The 12,785-nt window shown below is 38.7% G+C and carries 13 protein-coding genes; 6 read left to right on the top strand and 7 right to left on the bottom strand.

The annotated features are described in order from the left end of the window. Positions 1–110 precede the first annotated feature (110 nt). Together AXI57_RS03960 and AXI57_RS03955 are read left to right on the top strand one after the other, a co-directional pair. Positions 111–953: an oxidoreductase gene (locus tag AXI57_RS03960; protein WP_061669301.1), complete on the top strand. Its 843-nt coding sequence runs from the start codon at positions 111–113 to the stop codon at positions 951–953. A gap of 90 nt (positions 954–1,043) precedes the next feature. Continuing rightward, complete coding sequence (locus AXI57_RS03955; RefSeq protein ID WP_061669300.1) at positions 1,044–1,505, top strand: Dps family protein; 462 nt, start codon at positions 1,044–1,046, stop codon at positions 1,503–1,505. Positions 1,506–2,037: 532 nt separating this feature from the next. Here AXI57_RS03955 and AXI57_RS03950 read toward each other — a convergent pair. The 3 genes from AXI57_RS03950 to AXI57_RS21685 all read right to left on the bottom strand — a co-directional run bounded on the left by AXI57_RS03950 (position 2,038) and on the right by AXI57_RS21685 (position 5,376). Next, complete coding sequence (locus AXI57_RS03950; RefSeq protein ID WP_061669299.1) at positions 2,038–3,516, bottom strand: Lsa family ABC-F type ribosomal protection protein; 1,479 nt, start codon at positions 3,514–3,516, stop codon at positions 2,038–2,040. A 488-nt stretch (positions 3,517–4,004) separates the two neighbouring features. Then, a complete protein-coding gene (locus AXI57_RS03945; RefSeq protein WP_061669298.1) occupies positions 4,005–5,060 on the bottom strand; it encodes a Cfr family 23S rRNA (adenine(2503)-C(8))-methyltransferase in 1,056 nt (351 codons plus the stop codon). 154 nt (positions 5,061–5,214) lie between these two features. Further along, a complete protein-coding gene (locus AXI57_RS21685; RefSeq protein WP_169800259.1) occupies positions 5,215–5,376 on the bottom strand; it encodes a hypothetical protein in 162 nt (53 codons plus the stop codon). Between the two features lie 102 nt (positions 5,377–5,478). On the opposite strand from AXI57_RS21685, the gene AXI57_RS22355 reads away from it, so the two are divergent. Further along, a complete protein-coding gene (locus tag AXI57_RS22355; protein ID WP_326962637.1) occupies positions 5,479–5,835 on the top strand; it encodes a DUF4362 domain-containing protein in 357 nt (118 codons plus the stop codon). Between the two features lie 271 nt (positions 5,836–6,106). On the opposite strand, the gene AXI57_RS03935 is transcribed toward AXI57_RS22355, so the two are convergent. Then, positions 6,107–7,474 carry a S1C family serine protease gene (locus tag AXI57_RS03935; RefSeq protein WP_061669296.1) on the bottom strand — a complete coding sequence of 456 codons (1,368 nt, stop codon included), beginning with the start codon at positions 7,472–7,474 and terminating at the stop codon, positions 6,107–6,109. A gap of 275 nt (positions 7,475–7,749) precedes the next feature. On the opposite strand from AXI57_RS03935, the gene cssR reads away from it, so the two are divergent. After that, complete coding sequence (cssR, locus tag AXI57_RS03930; RefSeq protein ID WP_003326986.1) at positions 7,750–8,427, top strand: two-component system response regulator CssR; 678 nt, start codon at positions 7,750–7,752, stop codon at positions 8,425–8,427. Further along, entirely contained in the window at positions 8,424–9,782 is a 1,359-nt protein-coding gene (cssS, locus tag AXI57_RS03925; RefSeq protein WP_061669295.1) for a two-component system sensor histidine kinase CssS, read from the top strand. The genes cssR and cssS overlap by 4 nt, the downstream gene beginning before the upstream one ends. A 24-nt stretch (positions 9,783–9,806) precedes the next feature. Here cssS and spxO read toward each other — a convergent pair whose 3' ends face one another. After that, the gene (gene spxO, locus AXI57_RS21240) at positions 9,807–9,971 is read right to left on the bottom strand and encodes an anti-adapter protein SpxO (protein WP_003326984.1); all 165 of its coding nucleotides are present in this window, start codon (positions 9,969–9,971) and stop codon (positions 9,807–9,809) included. Positions 9,972–10,159: 188 nt separating this feature from the next. On the opposite strand from spxO, the gene AXI57_RS03920 reads away from it, so the two are divergent. Further along, complete coding sequence (locus AXI57_RS03920) at positions 10,160–11,035, top strand: TetR/AcrR family transcriptional regulator (protein ID WP_061669294.1); 876 nt, start codon at positions 10,160–10,162, stop codon at positions 11,033–11,035. 39 nt (positions 11,036–11,074) lie between these two features. Here AXI57_RS03920 and fumC read toward each other — a convergent pair whose 3' ends face one another. Next, entirely contained in the window at positions 11,075–12,463 is a 1,389-nt protein-coding gene (gene fumC / locus AXI57_RS03915) for a class II fumarate hydratase (RefSeq protein WP_003326982.1), read from the bottom strand. 68 nt (positions 12,464–12,531) lie between these two features. Continuing rightward, positions 12,532–12,717, bottom strand: coding sequence for a YvzF family protein (locus tag AXI57_RS03910; protein ID WP_003326981.1), 186 nt, complete (start codon positions 12,715–12,717; stop codon positions 12,532–12,534). Positions 12,718–12,785: the final 68 nt, after the last annotated feature.

The raw sequence follows: 12,785 nt of genomic DNA, 5'->3' as shown, positions 1-12,785 counted from the left end.
ATTGTATAAAAGTATTTTCCCTTTCAGGAAATCTTTTCTAACGGCCTTTATAGATGAATGGGCCTGATGATAGTACAATACCTTTATGAATATAGAACGGGGGAATTATTTTGAATCGAAAAATTGCGATTGTGACTGGAGCCACCAGCGGTTTCGGCCTTTTGACTGCTGTAAAGCTCGCGCAGACCTACACCGTTATCGCAACGGCGAGACAACCGGAACAAGCGAGTGCACTAAGGGAGACGGCCGCACTGCACAATGTGGAAGCGTTCATTCATATCACAGCGTTGGATGTAACCGATGAGCGGTCCATTTCAGACTTCGGGGAAACGCTGCGGGCATACGGTCCGGTCGATTTGCTCGTAAACAACGCCGGAACGGCCTATGGCGGATTTATTGAAGAATTGACAATGGATCATTACAGAAAACAGTTTGAAACCAATGTGTTCGGTTTGATCAGCGTCACAAAAACTGTTCTGCCTTTTTTGAGAAAACACGGCGGCGCCAAAATTATAAATGTCAGCAGCATAAGCGGTTTGACCGGATTTCCCGCTTTATCCCCTTATGCATCTTCCAAGCATGCGCTGGAAGGGTTTTCGGAAAGCCTGCGCCTTGAGATGCTTCCCTTCGGCATAGAAACAGCGGTGGTAGAACCCGGCTCCTACCAAACCTCGATCTGGCGGAAATCAATGTCAGGTAATATGACAGCATCCGCACCCGGATCAGCCTATCACCACTACTACAAAACGATTCTGTCATATGTAGAAAAAAATGAAATCGAAAGCGGGAACCCTCAAGAAGTCGCCGATCTCATTTATCAATTAGCATTGAAAAAACGCATCAGAAAATTACGTTACCCGGTCGGAAAAGGCGTTAAGCTGACACTGCTGTTCCGCGCCCTTTTTCCTTGGTCTTTCTGGGAGTATATCCTCAAGAAAAAACTGTTCAAATGATCGTTATTTATAATAATTATAATTTAGTATTGATTTCTATTTGAGATGTGGTATAATTAATGTAACAGATCACAAGGAGGACGTTATAATATGAATGTACAAGATGTAAAAAAAGAGAGCACAGTAATTGAGAATTCAATAAACACCCAATTATCTAACTGGTTTTTGCTTTACTCTAAGCTCCACCGTTTTCACTGGTATGTAAAGGGACCGCATTTCTTTACACTTCACGAAAAATTCGAAGAGCTATATAACCAAGCGGCTGAAACAGCCGATACCATTGCGGAACGTCTGCTTGCCATCGGCGGCCATCCTGCGGCTACGCTGAGTGAGTACCTTAAGCAGGCATCCATCTCTGATGGAGGCAGCGAAACAGCCGCATCAGAAATGGTCAAGACATTGGTCGATGATTATAAACAAATCAGCAGCGAATCAAAATTCGTCATCGGACTTGCCGAAGAAAACAATGATCATGCAACGGCTGACCTGTTTGTCGGATTGATAGAAGACATTGAAAAACAAGTGTGGATGCTGTCCTCTTTCTTAGACTAAAAAAGCTAAACTACTCTGTAATATTAAAAGCAAGCGATGTTACATGAAGCTTTTAATATCAGTATCTTATCTATAATGGTTGCACATTATAAAAAAAATGGTACATCACTAATAATAGTGGTGTACTTTTTTGTTAGGTAAGACCTAAATGACCTCACTTACCACCACAACAAATTACGTTAAATTTGGTAAATTAATGGTTTATGAGGTGTTTGAACAAACTTTATTTAGTAACAACAATAAAGTTATTTAATCTTAAAACCTTAAACACACCTAACCCTGTCCCAAAATTAGGACAGGGTTAAAATAAAGTTTGTTAATTTTTGATGAAAAACACTTCACTGAAGTCGTTTAATATCTGGTTTTTATTTGAGAAAAGAATTGGCTAAAAATTATAAACAATTTTTTGAGTAGTATTAAAGAAACGAGCGCTATAAAAAAGCTTGTTTATTTTAGCTACGTTCTTCAACTAAAGCACCATATAGTTTAATAACCTGATTTACTGATTATATCTTCAATTCTTCATATTTAACTACATAGATATAGTTTTTGTTGCAACTTTTTGTTGAAATGCCTGATCATGTTCAACAATAACCATTGTGGGATTAAAGCTTTGAATAAGCTCTTCAATCTGCATGCGTGAATAAATATCAATAAAATTTAACGGTTCATCCCAAATATATAAATGAGCTTTTTCACATAAACTTTTAGCTATAAGCAGCTTTTTCTTTTGTCCACCAGAATAATGAGATATATCTTTCTCAAATTGAATTCGGTCAAAATCCATCTTACGTAGGATGGATTTAAATAACGTTTCATCAATCTCATGCTCTTCAATAAAGTCTGATAACCGTCCCTTCAAATGAGAAGTATCTTGTTGGACATAGGAAATAATGAGCCCTGAACCTAAATTCATTGAGCCTGTATGCTGTATCGGATTTCCTAGAATTAGTTTTAGGATACTACTTTTTCCGCTTCCATTCTTTCCATCAAGTACAATTCGGTCACCTTGTTCAACTTTAAAGCTAATTGGCTTATTCACTATTTGGTCATCGTACTTAACAGACACATCAGCCAAAACAATCAATTCACTTGACTGAAATTCCAATGGTTCTAATTTTAATGACTCAGTATTTTCCACATTTTTTAGCAGTTTTGACTTTTCCTCTATAGCTTTTTGTTGCCTTGATTCAAGGTTCTTTGCTCTCTTCATCATCTTTGCCGCTTTATGTCCTACAAAACCCTTGTCCAACTTAGAACCCGAATTCGTTGTCCCATTTTTGGAAGCTTCCACTTGATTAGACCAACCTGCTGAACGCTTTGAAGACTGTTTTAATCTCCCAATGTCTGTTTGTAGACGCTGATTTGTTGCCTCTTCGTGTTCCTGCTGTCTATCAAAATTTAACTTCCAAGAAGAATAGTTACCACTTTGAACTTCAATATTTGCCCTATTTATAGATAAGATATGGTCAACGCATCCATCTAAAAAGATTCTGTCATGTGAAATTAAAATAAACCCTTTTTTCTTCCTGAGATAATCAGAGACCATCTTTCGTGCATCAGTGTCTAGATGATTGGTTGGCTCATCAATTAATAGAAATTGACCCTCAGTCAAAAAAAGTGCAGCAAGCAACACCTTTGTTTGTTCTCCATTTGATAATGTTTTAAATGGTCGGTACATGACCTCGGCATCAACATTTAGATAGGATATTTCGCGAAGAAATTCCCAATCTTCTGCTTTGGGGCAAATATCTTCAAAGATTTCATGAGTATACTTGTTTTTATCCGAAACTGGATAAGGGAAATAATTAAATTCTACCGAAGAAATGATTTTCCCACTATACTCATAATTCCCTAATAATAAATTAAAGAATGTTGTTTTACCTCGTCCATTTCTTCCGATAAATCCAAGTTTCCAATCCGTATCTATTTGAAAGTTTACACTTTCAAAAATATTGTCAAAGCTACCTGGATAAGAAAAAGTTAAGTCTTGAACTTGTATCATTGACATGATAATTCCTCCTTTGTATATCAACACTATTTACTTTTTATACAAAGTCGGCACATCCATCTATTCTAAATTTCTCCGTATAAGTTCGATGGATATTCACGACTTATACGGAGTATTACATGCGTAACAATAATGTCTGAATTGCTCATTTCTCTCTCCTTTATTTATTAGATTAAAGTTACAGATTAAAAAAATAACAATCTTAACTATGAGAGAATAAAAAATCCTCCCAATTTGCTATTGGAAGGATTAGTCTTTCACTTATATTAAATAAGTTCTTTTTTGCCATTGGAATCATGACAAATAAAGTGTAAACTGATTTATAAAAATGGATAGACTAACCCTATATTTTGTAGTTTGAAGTTATTCATTTCAAATAAAAATATAGATTAGTTAATCATTGTCCACCCATCAGTCCTCTCATAATTGTATTTTTATATTAACAAATTTTGTTATGGAATACAATTCAGCATCATCTTTACCTCAAATTACTGCTTGTTACTCTTTTGATAATTTCCATACAATTGACCACAAGCAGCATCTATATCAATTCCAAATTGACTTCTAATGGTCACATTAATACCTGATGATTTTAATTTTTTGTAAAAATTAGCAACATGACCTTCATCAACTTCTCCGAATCTTAAAGGAGAACTGACGGTTGGGTTATATCTGATTAAATTTACATGATATAAACGTCCTTCTTTATATCGACCTTTTAATAGACTTACTACTTCTTTAGCATGGTCAATAGAATCATTCTCACCAGGTAACATAATATAAGCAATATATACTTTTCTTGATGTTATTCGTATATGCTCATCTAATGTGGCCAGTACATCTAATAATGGATACCTATCATTAATCGGCATCAACTTACTTCGTTGTTCATTAAAAGGAGAATGTAACGAAAACGTCAAATTGACTTGCGGATAATTCAGAGTCATTTTTTTTATACTTGGTATAATACCAATAGTTGAAATAGATATCCTACGAGGGCTTAAAGCAAACAGCGTAGGATCAGTGAGTACATCTAAGGCATCAAAAACTTGGACATTGGCTAACGCTTCTCCCATCCCCATAAAAGAAATACTATCAATTGAATGACCTTGTAAGTAAAAATGGAGGATTTGGTCAGTTATTTCATCTGAGGTTAAATTTCTTTTTAATCCAATGTCACCTGTTGCACAAAATTTACACTCAAAATTACATCCACACTGAGAAGATATACAAAATGATTCCCATCCAGCTTTATATTTCATATTTACCGTTTCTATTTTTTCGTTTCCTGAAATTTCAAATAAGACTTTAGTGACTTGCTCAGAATGTTGTTCCTTTAAAGGAACAACATCTAAAATAGACTCTCCAAATTCCTTAACTAAAATTTTTCTTAACGATTTTGGAAGTACGTTAATTTCGTTGAATGTATTTATTCTTTCTTTAAAAATGGCATTCAATATTTGTTTCATTCTAAAACTAGGGTAATTATGTTCCCTTAAGAATTCTTTTATTCTTCTATACTTATTGTTTAGTTTTAATTGCATCTTTCTCATCCTTCCATAAGACTCTCTAGTTTGATAGGAGTAAATAGAAAGGAGTTGTCTATCCCTTAAGTTAAAAATAAACACAAAAAAGCACCGGTAGAATTATCGGTGCTGAACTCTAAATAAAATATGCACAAATAAATAAACAAGGACTCTAAGTCACTGCTTTGTAATTTATTTGCCATAGAGGTAAAGCTCCGATAACTGTTTTTGTATGGTTGTATAGCATAAAAAAGGACAGACTGCTCCCTTCTTCCGCTAAACCATTACCAATTTTTACATTTTTACCAAACAGAATTCTAAAAACAGTTAACATTGCTTGCACCTCCCTTTGTCAAATTTATTATAGAGTAATCTAACATAAAAGTTAGTAAATGTAAAGTTTTTTCGAGAATTATTGTAAAACTAACCTACCTATATAGTTAAAGAAAAAATTCTTCAAAAAATAGAATTTTTAATTAAACTTTATTGTAAATTATCAATCTTTATTTTAAATATAGGGCTTGAAAACTTTATTAAAAAGGTTCAAATCCATAAAAAAGCCGAGATTAATTACATTCATTATGGTGTAGAGGGACAGAACAGAGTGGAGAAACACTCCTATGATAGAAAATCCCTTCATGTTTTTCGAAGTATTGATAAAGAATTTATTGAAGAGTATCAGTGTGAAACTATAGAAAAACAAACAGGTGAATCAGAAACTATTTATATGCTAAAGCAGTGTGCAGATGGTCTTGGTGATGTGGAGTTAGCAACTGTTAGAAGCAACAAGTAGTGTGTATATTATCTACAGCTAACGGGTGCGTTAATTGAAGAGTACAGGATAATTATGTTGCGGTAAAACTTGATTAATGTAGTAGTAAGTGAGGCCATATGTAGTACAAAAAAGGATAGATAAAGCAAGTTTGATCTGCTTTATCTATCCTTCTCTTTTCCCGTATATAATGTGCAACATTATATACAACTTCACTGTTATCAAGTCTTTTATAAAACATTTTGACTTTTAATAAAACCCAGGGGTTCAGCTTTTTTTCATATCCGGCCAATCAGCGGGAACTGCTTTCTGTTTGTTTCGTCAGTGAAACATTGAGTGTTTTTGTTTTTCCGTTTCGAATAACTTGAATCGTTGTTTTGTCGCCCACTTTTAAATCCTTATAAAGGATTTCCCGAATATCCGCACTGCTCTCCACGTCTTGGCCGTTTAGTTTGACGATGATGTCTTCAGAGCGAATACCGGCTTTTGCCGCAGGGGAATTGGATTGGACTTCTTTTACATAAGCCCCTTTGCTCAGCTGATTTCCGAATAGGCCCAGCGTATTTTCTTGATAGGTTTGCGGGACTTGTGACATATCGACCATTTGAACTCCCAAGAACGGTCTCTCTACCTTTCCGTTTGCCAGCAGCTCGTCAACGACCGGTTCCACGTCGTTACTTGGGATGGCGAATCCGAGAGACTCTACGCCGTTTTCACTGACCTTTAGGCTGTTGATTCCGATGACTTGCCCGCTGGAATTGATTAACGGGCCTCCGCTGTTCCCCGGGTTGATCGCAGCGTCTGTTTGCAGCACATTCATCTCAACCGTTCCTTGGGTTGTATCCACATCAATCGTCCGGTCAAGGCCGCTGATAATCCCTTGCGTCACCGTACCGGAAAACTGCTGTCCGAGCGGGTTTCCGATGGCGATCACTTTTTCTCCGGTGCGAAGCTGTGAAGAGTCTCCGAAGCTCGCTACTTTATCAACATTGTCTGAGCTGATTTCCAAAACAGCCAAATCGGTTATTGCATCGCTTCCTACGAGCCTGGCGGTTTCCGTTTTCCCATTATATAACGTAACCGTGAGTTTATTAGCGCCCTCTACGACATGATTATTCGTAATGATATAGGCTTTCTTATTGTCCTTCTTAAAAATAACACCCGATCCTGTTCCGCTCTCACTCTCAGAACTCGAACTGCTTTCTGTGCCGAATGTATTATTTTGAGAGCTTTGAAGGTTGGAGATTCCGACAATTGCCGGCTCCAAGTCTTCTACCATGTCAGCTACGTTTGTGGCGTTCGTCACCGGCGTTGTTGTAAAGTTGTCTGACTGCACCTGCTTATTCGCTGAAACGGTCTCTGCTGTCTGATTATGGTTAGACGGCAGATGAGGCGCGATGCCGAGCATCAAACCTCCGCCGATAATTCCGCCTAAAATCGGACTCAGCCATGCAGCTCTCCGTTTTTTTTCTTTTTTTACGGCCGTTTCTTTCTGTTCCATTTCTAAAGCCGATGCTGTTTCTTTGCGTCCGGCTTCCTGAAAAACAGGCTGATCAAGCAATTTTTGTTCCTGATGCTCAATCAGCTCTGGCTTGTCTGTATGTGACGATTCATCATTTGAATGAAGGGGATCATTTTTGTCATCACGTTTATAATCCATTTTCGCACGCTCCTTTTACGGTTTTCCATTTATCATTACATATTTATCGCATATACAAGTTCAATTGTCCCTATAATGAGGAGAAAAGCAAAGCACCAAAATAGTGTATGTTTTATCATATAACATTTTCCTCGCTTTTTTCATTCCTTTCTTCCCTTATACACATCATAAACAAACATTGTGGGATAAAAATGAAAAGAATATGTGAAATTATGAAAATCCGCCTGAGTTGTGTTAAAACTAGTTATAATGACGTTGAAAGGATGTGAATTGCCTTGTCATATACCATTTATCTAGTTGAAGATGAGGATAATCTGAATGAATTGCTTACAAAATATTTAGAGAACGAGGGCTGGAACATTACATCTTTCACAAAAGGGGAGGATGCCAGAAAACAGATGCAGCCGTCACCCCATCTATGGATTCTCGATATTATGCTGCCTGATACGGACGGCTACACTTTAATAAAAGAAATAAAAGAAATAGACCCTTATGTGCCGGTCATCTTTATCTCCGCACGTGACGCTGATATTGACAGAGTACTTGGCTTAGAGCTTGGGAGCAATGATTATATCGCAAAGCCCTTTTTGCCGAGAGAGCTGATCATTCGTGTTCAAAAGCTTTTGCAGCTTGTATATAAGGAGGGGCCTGCGGCGCAAAGGACTGAAACGATCGTGTCTTCCTATAAAGTCGCCGAGGAAGCCCGGGAGGTTTATGATGAGAAGGGGAATTTAATCAACCTGACATCGAAGGAGTTTGATCTGCTGCTCTTATTTATTCATCATAAAGGACACCCCTATTCCAGAGAAGATATTCTATTAAAAGTGTGGGGACATGATTATTTCGGAACCGACAGAGTCGTCGATGATCTCGTACGGCGGCTGCGCAAGAAGATGCCTGAATTAAAAGTGGAAACTATTTACGGGTTCGGCTACAGGATGATGACATCATGAAAAACAGGCCGCTCGCTTTTCAGATTTGGGTTGTCATATCAGGGATTCTGCTGGCTATATCCATTTTATTACTCGTGCTTTTTTCTAATACATTAAGAGATTTCTTTACTAATGAGACGTATACAACGATCGAAAATGAGCAGCATGTACTGACCGAGTACCGTCTTCCCGGTTCAATCGAAAGGCGCTATTACAGTGAGGAAGCAACAGCTCCGACGACTGTGCGATCTGTGCAGCACGTGCTCTTGCCTGAAAGTGAAGATGCTGCCAGCGACAGGAATTTAACAACGCTGTCGTCATCATTTATTCATAAGGTGTACAAGCTGGCGAACAAGCAGGATGTAAAAATGAAACGCTATAGCGAGGATGTAAACGGAGAAAAGGTGTTTTTTGTTATTAAAAAGGGGCTTTCGGTAAATGGCCAATCTGCGATGATGCTCTCCTATGCTCTTGATTCCTACCGGGATGATCTGGCGTTTACTTTATTCAAACAGCTGCTGTTTATTCTCACAGGCGTCATCTTGTTAAGCTGGATTCCCGCGATTTGGCTTGCAAAGTACTTATCACGTCCGCTTGTCAGCTTTGAAAAGCACGTCAAACGCATTTCGGAACAAGATTGGGATGATCCGGTTATCGTTGACCGCCAAGATGAAATCGGGAAGCTGGGCCATACGATTGAGGACATGCGCCAAAAGCTGGTTCAAAAAGATGAAACAGAGCGAACGCTTTTGCAAAATATTTCTCATGATTTAAAAACCCCGGTGATGGTCATCAGAGGTTATACGCAGTCCATTAAAGATGGGATTTTTCCTAAAGGGGACCTCGAAAATACGATAGATGTCATTGAAGGCGAAGCGGAAAAATTAGAGAAGAAAATTAAGGATTTATTATATTTAACCAAGCTGGATTATTTATTAAAGCAAAATGTGCATCATGAAACATTCAGCATTGCAGAAGTGACTGAAGAAGTGATCGAGAGGCTGAAATGGTCTCGAAAAGAATTGTCGTGGGTCATTGATGTAGAAGTAGACACCGTAATGCCCGGTGATCCTGAACAATGGAGCAAGCTGCTCGAAAACATACTGGAAAATCAAATCCGGTACGCTGAAACAAAGATTGAAGTCAGCATTAAAAAGGATGTTCAGAACATCTTCATCACGATTAAAAATGACGGGCCCCATATTGAAGATGAGATGCTTACCAGCCTGTACGAGCCTTTTAATAAAGGGAAGAAAGGCGAATTCGGCATTGGTCTCAGCATCGTAAAACGTATTTTAACTCTTCATAAGGCGTCAATCGCAATTGAAAATGACAAAACAGGAGTAACCTACCGTATAGCAGTGCCAAAGAAATAGACTGTGATTTTTTGCAGTCTTTTTTTATGTGAAGGAATAACCGTTAAAATCTCTGTAGTTCGTTTTTATCGGCTGTTTGCATTGATGAACCCATTTCTTCTCAGACAAGGTTTGCTTAGGATAAGTGACTTTTTCAACTTTAATCCCTCTGTTTCGTAAGCGGCTGATCATTTCGTCCAATTCTTTCATGTAGATTCACCCTTTCACGTGAATTTTGACCATTTGGTCATCTCACTTTATAATATAAATAATACAGGATAAAAAAACAAGTTACAATAAGGTTAAATTTATAATATACAGATATGACCCTATAGTCATATCCTCATATCTTTTTTTGTCGTAACCGTCAGCCTCCGGGCTCCGAAAGGGTGGAACCATTGAAGGAAAAAGAGAAACTGATTATTGAAGCTGCAATTAAACTGTTTGCTCAAAAAGGGTATAAATCAACTTCGGTACAAGAAATTGCCGATGAATGCAAAATGTCTAAAGGCGCTTTTTATATTTACTTTCCTTCCAAGGAAGCGCTGCTCTTATCTATGCTGAACTACTATTATGATAAAATGTTTACCCGAATCCATCATATTCAAACAAAGAGCGGCAATCCAAGGTCAGCCTATAAGGAGCAGCTTGCTGTTTTTTTTGAAAATATTCTTGAACATAAAGACTTTATTACTATGCAGATGAGAGAAGGATCTCTTCCTTATACGGAAGAAGTCGAGCAATGCGCGAAAAAAATCCGTCAGGCTGTTCTTCAGTTTCACATTGACAGTCTATTGAATATGTACGGAGCAAAAGCAGAGCCTTATACAGCCGAGCTTTGTTTTTTGATCGAAGGAATCAGTCAGATTTATCTGGAATTAATTATTGTAACAGGGCAAACTCTGAAGCCTGAGCAATTAGCGGAAACGGTCATTAAGAGAATTGATGACATGGTGAATGGGATGGCAGAAAGAAATGAAGATCCTTTCATCTCGCTTGATGAAGCGAGCTCGCTGTTTGGGCCCCTGTATCACGGAAGGCCGGACCCTCTTAGTGAGTCTATTATCAAAGAGATTCGCATAAAGATCGGCAAGATGAACACAATCTCTGCGCCGGAATTAACTGAAAGCCTCGATATTCTTGAAGCGGAGATGAAGAAAAAAACACCGAAACAAGCAATCATCAAGGGGATGATTCTTAACCTGAAGGAATCGGAAGCAATTGCCAAAGAGGCAGAACAGCTCCGTTACTTATTAAAACAGCAATTTATTTAGAAGGAACGGCTGCTTATTCAAGCAGCCGTCTTTTTTCTATTACGCTTTTGGTTTCACCATATCCTCAGGTTTGACCATCTCGTTAAATTGCTCTTCTGTCAGCAATTCAAGCTTGAGAGCCGCTTCTTTTAAGGTCAATCCCTCTTTATGGGCAAGCTTCGCGATCTTCGCCGCATTTTCGTAGCCGATATGCGGGTTCAGCGCTGTCACAAGCATAAGAGAGTTTGACAGGTTTTCCTGAATGGTTTCTTTATCTGGCTCAATACCGACAGCACACTTGTCATGGAAAGAATTCATTCCGTCACTGAGAAGCTGTACTGATTGAAGGAAGTTATAAATGATAACCGGCTTAAATACGTTCAGTTCGAAGTTCCCCTGACTCGCGGCAAAACCGATTGTTGCATCGTTCCCCATAATTTGCGCAGCAATCATCGTAAGTGCTTCGCTTTGTGTCGGATTGACTTTACCCGGCATAATAGAACTTCCAGGCTCATTTTCAGGGATAACGATTTCTCCGATTCCGCAACGCGGTCCGCTCGCCAGCCATCTGACATCATTGGCGATTTTCATTAAGTCAGCCGCAAGAGCTTTTAATGCGCCGTGTACATAAGTGATTTCATCATGGCTTGTAAGCGCATGGAATTTATTCGGTGAGCTATTGAACGTTTGCCCGGTCAGTTTCGTAATCTCTTCTGATACGAGTTCCCCAAACTCCGGATGGGCGTTGATTCCCGTTCCGACAGCCGTGCCGCCAATCGCAAGTTCACGGATTTTTTCCGTTGCTTCCAAAATCATTTCCTTTGAGCGGTCCAGCATATAAACCCAGCCGCTGATCTCCTGGCCGAGTGTTAACGGCGTTGCGTCCTGAAGATGCGTACGGCCGATTTTCACGATATCCTGATATGCTTTTGCTTTTTCATCCAGCGTATTGCGGAGCTGATCAAGCGCAGGCACAAGCTGCTCATAAATGGCAAGGACTCCCGCCACGTGCATGGCAGTCGGGAATGTGTCATTTGAGCTCTGGCTGCGGTTGACGTCATCGTTTGGATGAATCGTTTTATCGGAGTTCTTTTCTTTTAATAAAGCAGTCGCCCGGTTTGCCACCACTTCATTCATGTTCATATTGCTTTGCGTGCCGCTTCCTGTCTGCCATACGACAAGCGGGAAGTTGTCATCGTACTTGCCTTTGAGCACTTCATCACATACCGCTGCGATTGCTTCCGCTTTTTCAGAATCCAAATTGCCGAGTCGTTCATTGGCGATAGCAGTGCTTCGTTTCAAAATTGCAAACGCCTTCACAACTTGCTTCGGCATTTTCTCAGAACCGATTTTGAAGTTCTCCTTGCTTCGCTGTGTTTGGGCGCCCCAAAATTTATCAGCAGGAACTTTTACTTCTCCCATGGTGTCTTTTTCAATTCTGTATTCCATTTTTATGTATCCCTCCATAACTGTTGCTTCAATAGAAAATAATTCGCCGGCTGTCCTTGAAATCCTTTTTATTTTTCAATCTTTGCTGATTTTAATTTCAAGTCCAGATACACACGCAAGTCCTTAGAGTATTTATATCTCGGATTCGTTTTCCCATACTCCTTTGACGTGTATGCCACTTCATAATTTTCTTCAAACGATTTGATGATTTGTTCGATTTCTTCTTTTTTCCCCGCCAGTCTTACCTGTGCCACCTTGTATCCTCTCATTCCTCTAAAAAACTTGTATCAAGAAATACTGTAACACAGTATAGCATTTTTTT

The sequence above is a fragment of the Bacillus atrophaeus genome, from assembly GCF_001584335.1.
GTDB lineage: Bacteria > Bacillota > Bacilli > Bacillales > Bacillaceae > Bacillus > Bacillus atrophaeus.
This window is presented reverse-complemented; position numbering and strand designations above follow the sequence as displayed.